The following is a 15,265-nucleotide window of genomic DNA, read 5'->3' on the forward strand; positions in this document are numbered from 1 at the left end:
AAATGAGCGTAAAAAAAGAAAGAGTAGATGTACTATTAGTAGAGCGAGGACTTATAGAAACGCGTGAGAAGGCAAAGCGCGCCATTATGGCCGGACTCGTATATGCAAATGAGATGAGACTTGATAAGCCAGGAGAGAAAATCTCGCAAGATACTGAGATTACGGTGAAAGGACAAGTTATGCCGTATGTAAGTCGTGGTGGTTATAAACTTGAAAAGGCATTAGAGACATTTCATCTTGATTTACAAGATAAAGTTATGATAGATATTGGTTCATCAACTGGTGGCTTTACAGATTGCGCGCTTCAAAATGGAGCGAAATTATCTTATGCATTAGATGTAGGATACAATCAACTAGCGTGGAAATTACGTCAAGATGAGCGTGTTGTTGTAATGGAACGAACAAACTTCCGTTACGTGACACCAGCAGATTTAGAACGTGGTTTACCGCAATTTGCAAGTATTGATGTTTCATTTATATCATTAAAGCTTATACTGCCAGTTTTAAAAACAATGCTTATGCCTAACGGAGATGTAGCAGCGTTAATTAAACCGCAGTTTGAAGCTGGAAGAGAGCAAGTTGGGAAAAAAGGTATCGTTCGTGATAGAAAAGTACATGAAGCTGTTGTAGAAATGATTGTCGATTTTGCTTTAAAAGAAGGCTATGATGTGGAAGGTTTAACATTCTCACCAATTACGGGTGGGGATGGTAATATTGAATTTTTAATTCATCTGAAATGGCATGGTGAACGTGAGAATGGCGAAAATCATTCTCCAATTTCTATAGAGCAAGTTGTTACAGAAGCGCATGACGTTCTAAAACAAAAAGGGAAAGGGGAATAACATACGTTGTTCCTCTTTTTGCTTTAATTGTATAATGATTGCAAAAACAATTGTGTACAAGAAACGAATTATAAGTTAACATAAATAAGTGAAGTATACCAATGTTTAAACTATGGTAAGAGATAGTGTGAGGTGCAAATGTATGAATAAAGGTCAGCGCCATATTAAAATCAGGGAAATTATTGCAAACAAAGAAATTGAAACACAAGATGAATTAGTTGATATTTTACGTAATGAGGGATTTAATGTAACGCAAGCAACAGTATCGCGCGATATTAAAGAATTGCACTTAGTGAAGGTGCCATTACATGATGGGCGCTATAAATATAGCTTGCCAGCAGATCAACGATTTAACCCGTTACAAAAATTAAAACGAAATCTAGTGGATTCATTTGTAAAATTAGACACGGCAGGACATATGCTTGTGCTAAAAACATTGCCTGGTAACGCTCATTCACTTGGAGCACTTATTGATCATTTAGAGTGGGATGAGATCATCGGAACCATCTGTGGTGATGATACTTGCTTAATTATTTGCCGTACACCTGAAGATACAGGTGTTGTCTCTGATCGTTTCTTAAATATGTTGTAACAAAAAATCTTGTTTGCTTTCCATCATAAAGTGGAAAGTGAACAAGATATTTTTATTGTTTAAAAATATGAATTTTCAATTGTAATATAATATTTTGTGTGTATAAAGTTAAAAAATAGATGGATTGACCCGTAAAACAAATGTTTGGTACAATGAAGCGGGTTAGAAGAGTATATACATACAAATATATAGCATGATTATTTGAATGAAGAACTGAGAAAATCCTTTAGTAAGGGATTATTTTATAACGAGGTGAATGGGGCATTGTTATCGGAATTATCGATTAGAAACTTTGCTATTATTGAAGCATTAAATATTTCTTTTCAAAAAGGTTTAACGGTTTTAAGCGGTGAAACAGGGGCCGGAAAATCGATTATTATTGATGCAATTAGTTTACTTGTAGGTGGCCGTGGGTCAGCAGAATTTGTTCGATATGGAACAGAAAAGGCTGAGATTGAAGGGTTATTTTATGTTGAAGATGAGAAGCATCCATGTATTGAAAAGGCAGAAGAGTTAGATATAGAAATAGAAGATGGCATGATTATTTTAAAGCGTGATATTGCTGCGAACGGGAAGAGTGTATGTCGTGTAAATGGGAAGCTTGTTACACTTAGCATATTAAAAGAAATTGGGAAAACACTTGTTGATATTCATGGACAGCATGAAACGCAAGATTTAATGAATGAAGAACGACATCTGTTTATGCTTGATCATTTTGATGGGGATCGAATCGTTAAACAATTAGATATATATCAAAACGTATACGCTGACTATGAAAAATTAAAAAAACAATTGAAATCGTTAAGTGAAAATGAACAACAAATGGCACATCGCTTAGATTTAATTCAGTTTCAGCATGAAGAAATTCGCAAGGCGGATTTAAAGCTGGATGAAGAAAATGAATTAACTGAGGAACGATTACAAATTTCTAATTTTGAAAAGATTTATAAAGCGTTAGGTGATGCATATCGTTCGTTAAGTGCCGACGGACAAGGATTAGATAATGTAAGAAGTGCAATGGGGCAAATGGAAAGTATTACACATTTAGATGAAGTGTATCAAGAGAATCATGATTCAATTGCAAATAGTTATTACTTATTAGAAGAGGTTGCCTATCAACTGAGAGAAAAGCTCGATATGATGGAATATGATCCAAATCGTTTAGATGAAATCGAAACACGTTTGAATGAAATTCGTATGCTAAAGAGAAAATATGGAAATACTGTAGAAGAGATTTTAGCGTATGCTGATAAAATTGAAAAGGAAATTTTTACGATTGAAAATAAAGACGTTCATATTGAAACGACGAAGAAACAGTTGAAGGAATTAGAAAGTGTTATTCTGAAAGAAGCAACGTTGTTAAGTAATATGCGTCATGAGCTTGCAGAACATCTTACAAATGCAATTCATCAGGAATTAAAAGAATTATATATGGAAAAAACGAAATTTGAAGTGAGAATTATGAAGAGAGAAGGAAATGCAGAAGAGCCCCTTGTGGAGGGTGCACCGGTAAGACTTACGGCGGACGGTTACGATCATGTGGAATTTTATATTTCAACGAACCCAGGAGAGCCGCTAAAACCACTTTCAAAGGTTGCTTCTGGAGGAGAGTTATCTCGTATCATTTTAGCTTTAAAAAGCATTTTTTCTAAGCATCAAGGGGTTGCATCTGTTATTTTTGATGAAGTGGATACGGGTGTAAGTGGCCGGGTCGCACAGGCTATTGCAGAAAAAATTTATCGAGTATCAGTAAACTCGCAAGTGCTTTGTATTACGCACTTACCTCAAGTAGCTTCAATGGCGGATTCGCATTTATTTATTCGAAAACAAGTAGCGAATGATCGGACAATTACTTCGGTTACTGTTTTAACTATGGAGGATAAAGTAACAGAAATAGCTCGAATGATTTCTGGTGTGGAAATTACAGATTTAACGACAGAGCATGCGAAAGAATTACTTACGCAAGCGCATCATTTTAAACAGACAGCAGAGGCTATCCAGTAATGGATAGCTTTTTTTCTCAAATGAAGATTTCTTAATTCTTCCGGTTATAAATAAAGCATTGCAAGGAGAGATTAAAAAGTGAAGCCAAGAGGCTGAATGTGGGGTAGGAGCGAGGAGAGTGAACAAGTTGAAATTAGAAAAATTTCGAAAAATAATAGGTCTTTGTCTCCTTGTTTCTTTAGTTTTTATTGGATGTTTTAAACCGCTTCGAACGTTTATTTCATCACCGAAACAACTTGTTGTTTTTGAAGGACAACAATCAGAAATATCATCATTACCAGTTTTCAAAGCTTCATCCACAAATCGTCATGTATTTACAGTGAGTTCGAATGAACAAAAACAAGGACTTATGGTAAATTCTCATCAAAATGGTGAAGCTGATATGGTATTTCAGCTTGCTGGTTTTCCAGTGAAAAAAGTAAATGTGAAAGTGTTAAAAGATTTTAAAGTGATTCCAGGTGGACAATCAATTGGTGTGAAATTAAATACAAAAGGTGTACTTGTTGTAGGCCATCATTTAATTCAAACTGAAAAAGGTAAAATATCTCCTGGTGAAACAGCAGGTGTACAAATCGGAGATATGATTACTGAAATTAATGGTAAAACAATTGAAAGAATGAGTGATGTAGCACCGTTTATTCATAATAGTGGAGAAACAGGTGAACCGCTTAATCTTGTATTGTTAAGAGATGGAAAATATATTCGTACGAAGCTAACTCCACAAAAAGACAACGGTGAATCGTCTTATCGAATTGGCTTGTATATCCGTGATTCGGCAGCTGGAATTGGAACGATGACATTTGTTCATCCAGATTCTATGAAATATGGGGCACTTGGTCATGTTATTTCTGATAATGATACGAAAAAGCCGATTCAAGTCGAAGATGGACAAATTATGCGCTCGACAGTTACATCGATTGAAAGAGGTAGTCATGGGAATCCAGGAGAGAAATTAGCAAGATTCTCACCAGACCGTGAAGTGATTGGCGATATTACAATTAATAGTCCATATGGTATTTTTGGAAAATTAAAGACGAATATGAAAAACGGTATAATGGATAAAGCAATGCCTATTGCATTATCTCATCAAGTAAAAGAAGGACCAGCAAAAATATTAACAGTTATTAATCAAGATAAAGTAGAGGCGTTTGATATTGAAGTTGTTAGTACAGTGCAGCAAAAATTCCCAGCTACAAAGGGTATGGTAATAAAAGTAACAGATAAACGTCTATTAGCGAAAACGGGCGGTATCGTACAAGGAATGAGTGGAAGTCCAATTGTACAAAATGGAAAAGTAATTGGTGCTGTTACACATGTATTTGTAAATGATCCAACATCAGGATATGGTGTTCATATTGAATGGATGTTACATCAAGCTGGAATTAATATTTATGATCAAGAGAAAAAAGCGAGCTAATATATATTATTAGCTCGCTTTTTCTGTTGAAAAATTCGTTGAAATTTTGTAAAAGCTCCGCAAGAGGTGTTTTTTGTTGTAAAATAAAAGGAAAGGGTTGAACGTTTCGTTGTATTTCTATGATGGAATGTGTTGCGAAAGGGAATAAATGAACGATAAACATATTTTTTTGTGATTTTATCGGAAAGTAAGAAACTTTAAAAGGGAATTTTCACACAATTGTCGAACAATTCATGTAGCCTAGAAGGATACACATGTCGGAGAATCGATTCGGTAAGGGAGGAAAAGCTGTGGAGAAAATTAAAGTATGTCTTGTGGATGATAATAAAGAACTAGTATCAATGTTAGAGAGCTATGTAGCCGCTCAAGATGATATGGAAGTAATCGGTACTGCTTATAATGGTCAAGAGTGTTTAAACTTATTAACAGATAAGCAACCTGATGTACTCGTTTTAGACATTATTATGCCACACTTAGACGGTTTAGCTGTATTGGAAAAAATGCGACATATTGAAAGGTTAAAACAGCCTAGCGTAATTATGTTGACGGCATTCGGGCAAGAAGATGTGACGAAAAAAGCTGTTGACTTAGGTGCCTCATATTTCATATTAAAACCATTTGATATGGAGAATTTAACAAGTCATATTCGTCAAGTGAGTGGTAAAGCAAACGCTATGATTAAACGTCCACTACCATCATTCCGATCAGCAACAACAGTAGATGGAAAACCGAAAAACTTAGATGCGAGTATTACGAGTATCATTCATGAAATTGGTGTACCCGCTCATATTAAAGGATATATGTATTTACGAGAAGCGATTTCCATGGTATACAACGATATCGAATTATTAGGATCGATTACGAAAGTATTGTATCCAGATATCGCAAAGAAATATAATACGACAGCGAGCCGTGTGGAGCGCGCAATTCGTCACGCAATTGAAGTAGCGTGGAGCCGTGGGAATATTGATTCTATATCGTCCTTATTTGGTTATACAGTATCCATGTCAAAAGCAAAACCTACGAACTCTGAGTTTATCGCAATGGTTGCGGATAAGTTGAGACTTGAACATAAAGCTAGCTGAGAGTAGAAGTACCAAAGGGTTTTCGTTTTAGTAAAACCGATGCATGCTGGAACTCTATGCTCAATAGTAATTTTAAAATCAATAAACTTTTTAATGAAAGACCAATGAATGTTATAATTCGTTGGTCTTTTTATTTTGTTGAGAAAAAGAGACTATTTGATATCATGGAAAATAAAACCTACTTTTAGTAATATTACATGTAAGTGAGTTTTTTATAAGGCAATTAAATAGATATAGATAGGGAGAAGGGGAATGAAAAATAAAATTTCAACTTGGCTAGGAATAGTAGCAGCTATGGGAGTTCTTGCTATTGCAGTTACATTTGGAATGTTAGAACTTGCCCATAATCCAGTAGATAAAGAAGAGAGTGCTCAAATAGATAAAAAAGAAGACCAAACAATAGTAGATAGATGGAGTCTTTGTTGATGTGTATGTTACTGAAAATTCTACTGAAAGAGAAGTCATTACAGCAATGCATCGCATGACTCATCAAAAAGTGGTGGCAGGACGAAAATCGGGCTCTATCCCAATTATTCAAAATAATGCTAAAAAATTAAAAGAAATTATAAATAAGAATAGCTTTGCGAAGAAAAATGAGCTATTAGCAATTGCTAATAGATGGGTACAAAAGGATTTTAGTAAAATTGTAGAAGATCACAGTTATTTGTCGGATGCTCAAGAAGATAGCATTTGTAAAGCAACTAGAGCAATGGATGCGTTAGAAGAGCAACATTATATTTTAACTACATTCGGGGAGGAAAAAGCGAAAGAATTGTACGAATCAGGGGATGCTCCGCACGTTCAATAAAAAATAATATAAAGGGCTTCTAGTTTTTTTATAATCGTGTTTTTAGGACGCAATGGGAACTTATAAATAAATGGTCTGCTTTCTTTATTACATGTAACAAAAAAGAAAAGGTGTGATTCATTATTAAATGATGAAGGGACGGCTAAATTGCATCGTAGCACATCTGTTAAAGGATTTTAGTAGGAAAGGCATCCATGATATAATAGAAAATAATAAAAAGTCCTGCAAAACAGGACTGTATTATTCTTCGTCTTTATTTTGTTTTTCTAATTCAACTAGCTTTTGAATTAAAATGTGCTGCGGCATATGCATGAGTTGTTCAAGTGGAACACCTAGTGCTTTTGATAAGCGGACTGCAGTGTCTGGAGAAATTTGTAATGGTTTCATAGAAGTACCTCCTTTTTCGTATAGTATAGCATAAGATTGGGGGAGTGAGGATGACTCTTATATTTGCACATCGTGGTGCGGCTGGAACGTACCCAGAAAATACAATGATTTCATTTGAAGCGGCTGAGTCTTTTAGAGCGGATGGAATTGAACTTGATGTTCAATTAACGAAAGATGGGAAAGTTGTCGTCATTCATGATGAAACGGTGGACCGGACAACAAATGGAAAAGGTGCGGTTCGGAATTATGTATATGAGGACTTATGTAAGTTAGATGCAAGTTATAAATTTGGTGATAAAGTAGGTTTTTGTAAAATACCACTTTTAGAAGAGGTATTAGAATGGCTTGAACAAACGAGTTTGCTACTTAATATTGAACTTAAAAATAATAAAATTCCATACAGAGGTTTAGAGGAAGAAGTTATAACGCTTGTACGGAAATTTAGTTTAGAGGATCGTGTTGTATTTTCTTCGTTTAATCACTACAGTATGAAACGGTGCCATATGATGGCTCCTGATATTCAAACAGCAATTTTATATCGCGAAGGTTTGCATAGTCCGTGGGCATACGCGAAAAAAATGGGGGCTACAGCAGTACATCCGAATTATCGTTACCTTCAAGATGCTATTGTCGAACTAACGATGGAAAGTGGTGTAGAGGTTCGCCCTTATACAATTAATGAAGAAACGCTTATGCGTAAATATTTTGATATGAATATATCGGCGATTATTACTGATTACCCTGAAACGGCAAGAACGTTATTGCCAATAAAAAAATGAGACCGCGTGTAACGGTCTCATTTTTTTATTTATAAATAGTGGGGCATTCCTATCTTCTAAAGCGAGCTTGTACTTTATTTCGTTTGCGATCTCGGTGCAAGACGAAGCCACCAAAGATATAAAAGCCGAGCGCGAAGCAGAGAGCGCCGATTAAAAATTGTAACCACAGTATAGAAATTGGTGGAAATAGAATCCCGAATACCGTATCTCTCATTAACTTTATACCAAATACAGCTAATGAAATAGGGATGAGTGCTAATAGTAGAGCAACGTAACGCTGCATACATAATACTCCTTTTCAGATTATTTCGTATATTTTAATGATGTTATACGGAAAGGGGTTTGTCAAGAGGGTGCTGAACGAGTAAGATAAGGGTGTGAAAAAATTTGCAGAGTTACTTCGAGAGGAAGTGTAATATATGAAACAAAAAGTATTAATTGTTGGTGCGGGTGAAGGCGGGAGCGCACTGCTGAATCTGTTACAAAGTTCGAATATATTTCAAATTATAGGGATTATTGATATAAATCCATTGGCAAAAGGATTACAAATTGCTAAGGAATACGGGATTGCAATTGGAGAAAGTGTAACTCCATTTCTTTCTATGCATATTGATGTAATATTTGATATGACAGGTGAAGATGATGTACATAAAGTTTTATTGGAAAAAAAGAAAAAAGACACTCTTCTTATACCAGGTGATATCGCAAAAATTGTTACAGGATTAGCGCATGAGAAGGAAGGGCTAATTGGGCAGTTAGAGGAACAAACGCAACAAGGAGAATTAATTTTAAATTCTACACATGACGGCATGATCGTAATTGATCGAGAGGGACAAGTTCGTCTTTTTAATAAAAGTGCAGAGCGTATTATCGGATATAAAAAAGAAGAGGCGATAGGAAAATATATTTTAGAAGTCATTCCAACTAGTAAATTACTTCGCATTATACGTACGAAACAAATAGAAGTAAATTATGAACTGACATTAGAGAATGGAAAGAAAATTATTACAACGCGTATTCCAATATTAAAAGAAGGCGGAGAGGTGCAAGGGGCATTTGCAATTTTTAAAGATATAACAGAAGTTGTAGATCTTGCGGAAGAAGTTACAGATTTAAAAGAAATTCAAACACTATTAGAGGCAATTATTAACTCATCTGAAGAAGCGATTTCAGTTGTGGATGAAAAAGGAAGAGGTTTAGTCATTAACCCGGCATATACGAAATTAACGGGTTTAACAGAAGAAGATATTATTGGGAAGCCTGCTACAACTGATATTGTAGAAGGCGAAAGTATGCATATGAAAGTACTTCGAACGCGTCGTGCGGTGCGCGGAATACATATGAAGATTGGGCAAAAAAAGCGAGATGTAATTGTAAACGTAGCACCAGTTATTGTGGATGGAATATTGAAAGGAAGCGTCGGCGTTATCCGTGACGTGTCGGAAATTCAAAAATTAACAAATGAATTGAATAGAGCAAGGCAAATTATTCGCACATTAGAAGCGAAATATTCATTTGATGATATTGTCGGAAATTCAGATGAAACAACTGCAGCTATCGAACAGGCGAAGCTAGGAGCGAATACACCAGCAACAGTACTGTTACGCGGGGAATCTGGGACTGGTAAAGAATTGTTTGCACATGCAATCCATAATGGAAGTAATCGAAAATACAATAAGTTCGTCCGTGTAAACTGTGCGGCCATTTCGGAGACGTTGTTAGAAAGTGAATTATTTGGTTATGAGGAAGGGGCGTTTTCTGGAGCGAAAAGAGGCGGGAAACGTGGGTTCTTTGAGGAAGCGAATAACGGTAGTATTTTTTTAGATGAAATAGGGGAGTTGTCTGCAAATACACAAGCGAAACTCCTTCGTGTATTGCAGGAAAAAGAAATTGTAAAAGTTGGTGGAACGAAAGCGATACCTATTAATGTTCGAGTAATTGCAGCGACACATGTGAATTTAGAAAAGGCTATTCTAGAAGGGAAGTTTAGGGAGGATTTATATTATCGATTAAATAAAATCCCAATTCAAATTCCATCTCTTCGTCAACGTAAAGGAGATATACCGACAATTGCGGACAGGTTGATTCAAAAAATTAATCAAGATTACGGTCGTAATGTAGAAGGGCTCACTGATTCAGCCGTTTTATATTTACAATCATACGAATGGCCAGGAAATGTGAGGGAACTTGAAAATATTTTGGGGAGAGCTATTATCTTTATGAATTATAACGAGACCTATATTGATGTACACCATTTACCGCCATTACATAACGAAGAGCAGGTGGAGTCAAAGCAATCTCATTTATTACCTGAATTAGAAGAAAAGCCACTTGAACATTTAGTGACAGAGTTTGAAGGGAATATTATTTATGAATATTTGGAGAGATTTGATGGGAATAAAACACAAACTGCAAAAGCGTTAGGAATTTCCGTTCGAAATTTATATTACAAGCTAGAAAAGTATAACCATGCAAAAAATAGCACGCAATAAATTGCATGCCGTGCAATTTATTGCATGGTATGCAAAAAGCGACAAGATAAGACAGAATTTTTCGTTATTTTCCAAAGTATTGATTTTACTGCATTTTGAATACGTTTTCATTATTGGTAAGACCACTTTTAAAAGTTGGCACGGTATTTGCTTTATAAATGGACGAGGGACGACGGAAAGGGTTGATTACAAAATATGAAGTTAGAATACTTAATTGATCAAGCAGGACAGCCTAAAAAAACTGTGGCTGTAGCAGTAGCTGAAGATCATGAAGTAATTGAAGCTGTAGCGAAAGCAATTAAATTACAGCTAGCTCAATTTCGTCTATATGGAAATCAAGAAAAAATAATGGGGATGCTACAAGAACATGGTTTACAAACTTCAGAACATGTTGAAGTGATTGCAGCAATGTCTAGTGCTGAAGCTGCAGAACTTTCTGTTAAAGCTGTGAGAAATGGTGAAGCAGATGTGCTTATGAAGGGGAACATCCCAACAGCAAATATTTTGAAGGCTGTGTTAAACAAAGAGTGGGGCCTACGTAAAGGTAGCGTACTTTCACATGTAGCAGCATTTGAAGTTCAAAATTACGACCGTCTTATTTTCGTTACAGATGCAGCGATGAACATCGCACCTGACGTAACACAAAAAGCTGCTATTATACAAAATACTGTAGAAGTTGCCCAGGCAATAGGAATCGACTTGCCCAAAGTGGCACCAATCGCAGCAGTAGAAGTTGTGAATCCAGCGATGCAGGCGACAATTGATGCAGCGATGTTAACACAAATGAATCGCCGCGGACAAATTAAAGGTTGTATCGTTGATGGACCACTTGCTTTAGATAATGCAGTATCACAAATTGCAGCAGAGCATAAAGGCATAGTAAGTGATGTAGCAGGTAAGGCAGATATTTTACTCGTCCCAACGATTGAAGCTGGAAATGTGCTATATAAATCACTCGTATACTTTGCGGATGCAAAAGTAGGAGCAATGATTGCTGGCGCAAAAGCACCGATTGTTTTAACATCTCGTGCTGATTCAGCAGAAACAAAAGTATATTCATTAGCATTGGCAGTTGCGACTGCTTCAAAATAAACCAAAAAGGGTAAAACATTAGGGGGAAACGACAATGACATTAGAAATCTTCGAATACTTAGAAAAATATGATTATGAGCAAGTAGTATTTTGTCAAGATAAAGAATCTGGTTTAAAAGCAATTATTGCAATTCATGATACAACACTTGGACCGGCTCTTGGTGGAACAAGAATGTGGACATATGATTCTGAAGAAGCGGCGATTGAAGATGCATTGCGTCTTGCAAAAGGGATGACATACAAAAACGCAGCAGCTGGTTTAAACTTAGGTGGTGCGAAAACAGTAATTATCGGTGATCCTCGTAAAGATAAGAGCGAAGCAATGTTCCGTGCACTAGGACGTTATATCCAAGGACTAAACGGACGTTACATTACAGCTGAAGATGTTGGTACAACAGTAGATGATATGGATATTATCCATGAAGAAACTGACTTTGTAACAGGTATCTCACCATCATTCGGTTCTTCTGGTAACCCATCTCCAGTAACTGCATACGGTGTTTACCGTGGTATGAAAGCAGCTGCAAAAGAAGCTTTCGGTACTGACAATTTAGAAGGAAAAGTAATTGCTGTTCAAGGCGTTGGTAACGTAGCATATCACCTATGCAAACATTTACACGCTGAAGGAGCAAAATTAATCGTTACAGATATTAATAAAGAAGCTGTACAACGTGCTGTAGAAGAATTCGGTGCATCAGCAGTTGAACCAAATGAAATTTACGGTGTTGAATGCGATATTTACGCACCATGTGCATTAGGCGCAACAGTTAATGATGAAACTATTCCACAACTTAAAGCAAAAGTAATCGCAGGTTCTGCAAATAACCAATTAAAAGAAAATCGTCACGGTGACATCATTCATGAAATGGGTATTGTATACGCACCAGATTATGTAATTAATGCAGGTGGCGTAATTAACGTAGCAGACGAATTATATGGATACAATAGAGAACGTGCACTAAAACGTGTTGAGTCTATTTATGACACAATTGCAAAAGTAATCGAAATTTCAAAACGCGATGGCATAGCAACTTATGTAGCGGCAGATCGTCTAGCTGAAGAGCGCATTGCAAGCTTGAAAAATTCTCGTAGCACTTACTTACGCAACGGTCACGATATTATTAGCCGTCGCTAATCATTCATATATAACTTTTACAAAAGGCGTGGTTACCTCTTATGAGGTTTCCGCTTCCTTTTGAATTTATTAGTGGAGGTAGCAACATTGTCTGTAAATCGAATTCTTGTTATTAACCCAGGTAGTACATCCACAAAAATTGGTGTTTTTGATAATGAAAGACCCGTTTTAGAAGAAACGATTCGTCATGACGTAGAACAGATTGGGAAATACAAGCGAATTATCGACCAATATGAGTTTCGAAAAGAAACGATTTTAGAAGTTCTACATTCTCATGGTATTAACATTTCAAAATTAAACGCTGTTTGTGGGCGTGGTGGATTACTTCGTCCAATCGAAGGCGGTACGTATACAGTAAACGATGCGATGTTAGAAGATTTGAAAAATGGCTTTAGCGGTCATCACGCTTCAAACCTTGGAGGCATTTTAGCATATGAAATTGCTTCTGGATTAAACATTCCTGCATTCATTGTGGATCCTGTCGTTGTAGATGAGATGGAGCCGGTTGCTCGTATAAGTGGTATTGCTGGTATGGAACGCAAAAGCATCTTCCATGCATTAAATCAAAAAGCAGTTGCTCGTAAAGTAGCTGAACAGTTAAATCACAAATACGAGGATTTAAATTTATTAGTTACACATATGGGTGGCGGTATTACAGTTGGTGCTCATAAAAAAGGAAGAGTAATCGATGTGAATAACGGTTTAAACGGAGAAGGACCATTTAGTCCAGAGCGTGCTGGTACAGTACCAGTAGGGCAACTAGTAGAAATGTGTTTCTCTGGTGAGTATTACCGAGATGAAATGATTAAAAAGCTTGTCGGACAAGGTGGACTTGTAAGTTTAATCGGTACAAATGATGCGATTAAAGTAGAGAAAATGGTTGAAAAAGGTGATCCTGAAGCAACTCTTATTTATAAAGCAATGGCATATCAAGTTGCAAAAGAGATTGGCGGAGCTAGCGCTGTACTTCACGGGAAAATCGATGCAATCGTATTAACTGGTGGACTGGCATACAGTAAAATTCTTGTCGATGAAATAAAAGAGCGAGTGGACTGGATTGCAGATGTTATTGTACATCCAGGCGAAGATGAGTTAGAAGCGTTAGCAGAAGGAGCACTTCGTGTATTACGTGAAGAAGAAGCTCCAAAAGAATACGTTGTACGTGAAAAAGAAACGGTAGCTAGGGGTTGAGATAATGGCAAAAGAATATGATTTAGTCATCGTTGGCGGCGGTACTGGTGGATATGTTGCTGCAATTCGTGCATCACAACTAGGGTTAAAAACTGCACTAGTCGAAAAAGAAAATCTTGGTGGTACTTGTTTACACAAAGGATGTATCCCTAGTAAAGCTCTTTTACGTAGTGCGGAAGTATATGCAACTGCTAAAAAAAGCGAAGAGTTCGGAGTTATTGCAAGCAATGTAGAACTAAACTTTGCGAAAGTACAAGAGCGTAAAGAGAAGATTGTAACGCAGCTTCATAAAGGCGTTCAACACTTAATGAAACAAGGTAAAATTGATGTGTTTGAAGGTATTGGCCGTATTCTTGGCCCATCTATTTTCTCTCCGATGCCAGGGACAATTTCAGTTGAACTTGCAAGTGGAGAAGAGAATGAAATGTTAATTCCAAAAAATGTACTTGTTGCAACAGGTTCTCGTCCAAATTCATTACCAGGTTTAGAATTAGATGGAGAATACGTAATGTCTTCGGATCATGCCCTAAAAATGGAAACGCTTCCTAGTTCGGTTATTATCGTTGGTGGCGGTGTAATCGGTATTGAGTGGGCATCTATGCTTGCTGACTTCGGTGTAGAAGTTACAGTATTAGAGTATGCAAAAACGATATTACCACTAGAAGATCAAGACGTTTCAAAAGAAATGCAACGTCTATTCAAGAAAAAAGGTATTAAAGTGGTAACTGGTGCAAAAGTATTACCAGAAACATTGGTAAAAGATAATGGAGTAACAATCCAAGCTGAACACAACGGTGAAAATAAAGAATTTAAAGCAGAAAAAATGCTTGTATCTGTAGGAAGACAAGCGAATACGCAAAATATTGGCTTAGAGAACACAGATATCGTTGTGGAAAAAGGATACATTCAAACAAATGAGTTTTATCAAACGAAAGAATCGCATATTTACGCAATTGGAGATGTAATCGGTGGCCTGCAACTTGCTCACGTTGCTTCTCATGAAGGAATTACTGCAGTAGAACATATTGCAGGGAAAGAAGTTACACCAATTGATTACTCTATGGTATCAAAATGCGTATATAGCAGTCCAGAAGTTGCTTCTGTTGGCTTAACAGAACAAGAAGCGAAAGAAAAAGGCTATAAGTTAAAAGTAGGTAAGTTCTCATTCCGCGCAATCGGAAAAGCACTTGTATACGGAGAATCAGATGGTTTCGTAAAACTTGTAGTTGATGAAGAGACAAATGACATTCTTGGTGTTCATATGATTGGACCACATGTAACAGATATGATTTCTGAAGCTGGTCTTGCAAGAGTACTTGATGCAACACCTTGGGAAGTAGCACATACAATTCATCCGCATCCATCATTATCTGAGGCGATTGGTGAAGCAGCACTTGCTGTAGATGGAAGAGCGTTACACGCATAAAAATGTGGATTTAGG

At 36.6% G+C, this 15,265-nt stretch carries 13 protein-coding genes and 1 pseudogene; 12 read left to right on the forward strand and 2 right to left on the reverse strand.

Annotation, left to right across the window (positions count from 1 at the left end; translation table 11 throughout):
* The first annotated feature begins 2 nt into the window (after positions 1-2).
* The 6 genes and pseudogenes from ACTFRH_RS15675 to ACTFRH_RS15700 all read left to right on the forward strand — a co-directional run bounded on the left by ACTFRH_RS15675 (position 3) and on the right by ACTFRH_RS15700 (position 6,748).
* Positions 3-842 carry a TlyA family RNA methyltransferase gene (locus ACTFRH_RS15675; protein WP_000111872.1) on the forward strand — a complete coding sequence of 280 codons (840 nt, stop codon included), beginning with the start codon at positions 3-5 and terminating at the stop codon, positions 840-842.
* Between the two features lie 142 nt (positions 843-984).
* Positions 985-1,434 (forward strand): arginine repressor ArgR, encoded by a 450-nt coding sequence (gene argR / locus ACTFRH_RS15680; RefSeq protein ID WP_001032581.1) that lies wholly within the window; start codon positions 985-987, stop codon positions 1,432-1,434.
* Between the two features lie 264 nt (positions 1,435-1,698).
* The gene (recN, locus tag ACTFRH_RS15685) at positions 1,699-3,438 is read left to right on the forward strand and encodes a DNA repair protein RecN (RefSeq protein WP_000947761.1); all 1,740 of its coding nucleotides are present in this window, start codon (positions 1,699-1,701) and stop codon (positions 3,436-3,438) included.
* A gap of 118 nt (positions 3,439-3,556) precedes the next feature.
* On the forward strand, positions 3,557-4,855 hold the full coding sequence (gene spoIVB, locus ACTFRH_RS15690; RefSeq protein WP_002164177.1) for a SpoIVB peptidase: 1,299 nt from the start codon (positions 3,557-3,559) through the stop codon (positions 4,853-4,855).
* 290 nt (positions 4,856-5,145) lie between these two features.
* Positions 5,146-5,940 (forward strand): sporulation transcription factor Spo0A, encoded by a 795-nt coding sequence (gene spo0A / locus ACTFRH_RS15695; protein WP_011110369.1) that lies wholly within the window; start codon positions 5,146-5,148, stop codon positions 5,938-5,940.
* 252 nt (positions 5,941-6,192) lie between these two features.
* Positions 6,193-6,748: pseudogene (locus tag ACTFRH_RS15700) on the forward strand (PRK06770 family protein).
* A gap of 240 nt (positions 6,749-6,988) precedes the next feature.
* Here the strand turns inward: ACTFRH_RS15700 and ACTFRH_RS15705 are convergent.
* Positions 6,989-7,135 (reverse strand): YycC family protein, encoded by a 147-nt coding sequence (locus tag ACTFRH_RS15705; protein WP_000803575.1) that lies wholly within the window; start codon positions 7,133-7,135, stop codon positions 6,989-6,991.
* Positions 7,136-7,185: 50 nt separating this feature from the next.
* Between ACTFRH_RS15705 and ACTFRH_RS15710 the strand changes: the two genes are divergently transcribed.
* Positions 7,186-7,914: a glycerophosphodiester phosphodiesterase gene (locus ACTFRH_RS15710; RefSeq protein WP_000172585.1), complete on the forward strand. Its 729-nt coding sequence runs from the start codon at positions 7,186-7,188 to the stop codon at positions 7,912-7,914.
* Positions 7,915-7,963: 49 nt separating this feature from the next.
* Here the strand turns inward: ACTFRH_RS15710 and ACTFRH_RS15715 are convergent, their stop codons facing one another.
* On the reverse strand, positions 7,964-8,197 hold the full coding sequence (locus ACTFRH_RS15715; protein WP_001190210.1) for a DUF2627 domain-containing protein: 234 nt from the start codon (positions 8,195-8,197) through the stop codon (positions 7,964-7,966).
* A 136-nt stretch (positions 8,198-8,333) separates the two neighbouring features.
* Here ACTFRH_RS15715 and ACTFRH_RS15720 point away from each other — a divergent pair, with 136 nt between their 5' ends.
* From ACTFRH_RS15720 to lpdA, 5 genes are all read left to right on the forward strand, one after another.
* Positions 8,334-10,406, forward strand: coding sequence for a sigma-54 interaction domain-containing protein (locus tag ACTFRH_RS15720; protein ID WP_000810969.1), 2,073 nt, complete (start codon positions 8,334-8,336; stop codon positions 10,404-10,406).
* A gap of 195 nt (positions 10,407-10,601) precedes the next feature.
* Positions 10,602-11,498 carry a phosphate butyryltransferase gene (yqiS, locus tag ACTFRH_RS15725; protein WP_000764681.1) on the forward strand — a complete coding sequence of 299 codons (897 nt, stop codon included), beginning with the start codon at positions 10,602-10,604 and terminating at the stop codon, positions 11,496-11,498.
* 34 nt (positions 11,499-11,532) lie between these two features.
* Entirely contained in the window at positions 11,533-12,633 is a 1,101-nt protein-coding gene (locus tag ACTFRH_RS15730) for a leucine dehydrogenase (protein WP_000171357.1), read from the forward strand.
* Between the two features lie 87 nt (positions 12,634-12,720).
* Complete coding sequence (gene buk, locus ACTFRH_RS15735) at positions 12,721-13,824, forward strand: butyrate kinase (protein ID WP_000115780.1); 1,104 nt, start codon at positions 12,721-12,723, stop codon at positions 13,822-13,824.
* Between the two features lie 4 nt (positions 13,825-13,828).
* Positions 13,829-15,250, forward strand: coding sequence for a dihydrolipoyl dehydrogenase (gene lpdA / locus ACTFRH_RS15740; RefSeq protein ID WP_001051297.1), 1,422 nt, complete (start codon positions 13,829-13,831; stop codon positions 15,248-15,250).
* The last annotated feature ends 15 nt before the right edge of the window (positions 15,251-15,265 follow it).

It is taken from the genome of Bacillus cereus group sp. MYBK216-1 (assembly GCF_051916495.1).
GTDB lineage: Bacteria > Bacillota > Bacilli > Bacillales > Bacillaceae_G > Bacillus_A > Bacillus_A thuringiensis_K.

Excerpts from the sequence above, each read along its gene's own strand:
- ACTFRH_RS15675 (WP_000111872.1), top strand. The coding sequence starts at position 3 with ATGAGCGTAAAAAAAGAAAGAGTAGATGTACTATTAGTAGAGCGAGGA.
- argR (WP_001032581.1), top strand. The coding sequence starts at position 985 with ATGAATAAAGGTCAGCGCCATATTAAAATCAGGGAAATTATTGCAAAC.
- ACTFRH_RS15705 (WP_000803575.1), bottom strand. The coding sequence starts at position 7,135 with ATGAAACCATTACAAATTTCTCCAGACACTGCAGTCCGCTTATCAAAA.
- ACTFRH_RS15710 (WP_000172585.1), top strand. The coding sequence starts at position 7,186 with ATGACTCTTATATTTGCACATCGTGGTGCGGCTGGAACGTACCCAGAA.
- ACTFRH_RS15715 (WP_001190210.1), bottom strand. The coding sequence starts at position 8,197 with ATGCAGCGTTACGTTGCTCTACTATTAGCACTCATCCCTATTTCATTA.
- ACTFRH_RS15720 (WP_000810969.1), top strand. The coding sequence starts at position 8,334 with ATGAAACAAAAAGTATTAATTGTTGGTGCGGGTGAAGGCGGGAGCGCA.
- yqiS (WP_000764681.1), top strand. The coding sequence starts at position 10,602 with ATGAAGTTAGAATACTTAATTGATCAAGCAGGACAGCCTAAAAAAACT.
- ACTFRH_RS15730 (WP_000171357.1), top strand. The coding sequence starts at position 11,533 with ATGACATTAGAAATCTTCGAATACTTAGAAAAATATGATTATGAGCAA.
- lpdA (WP_001051297.1), top strand. The coding sequence starts at position 13,829 with ATGGCAAAAGAATATGATTTAGTCATCGTTGGCGGCGGTACTGGTGGA.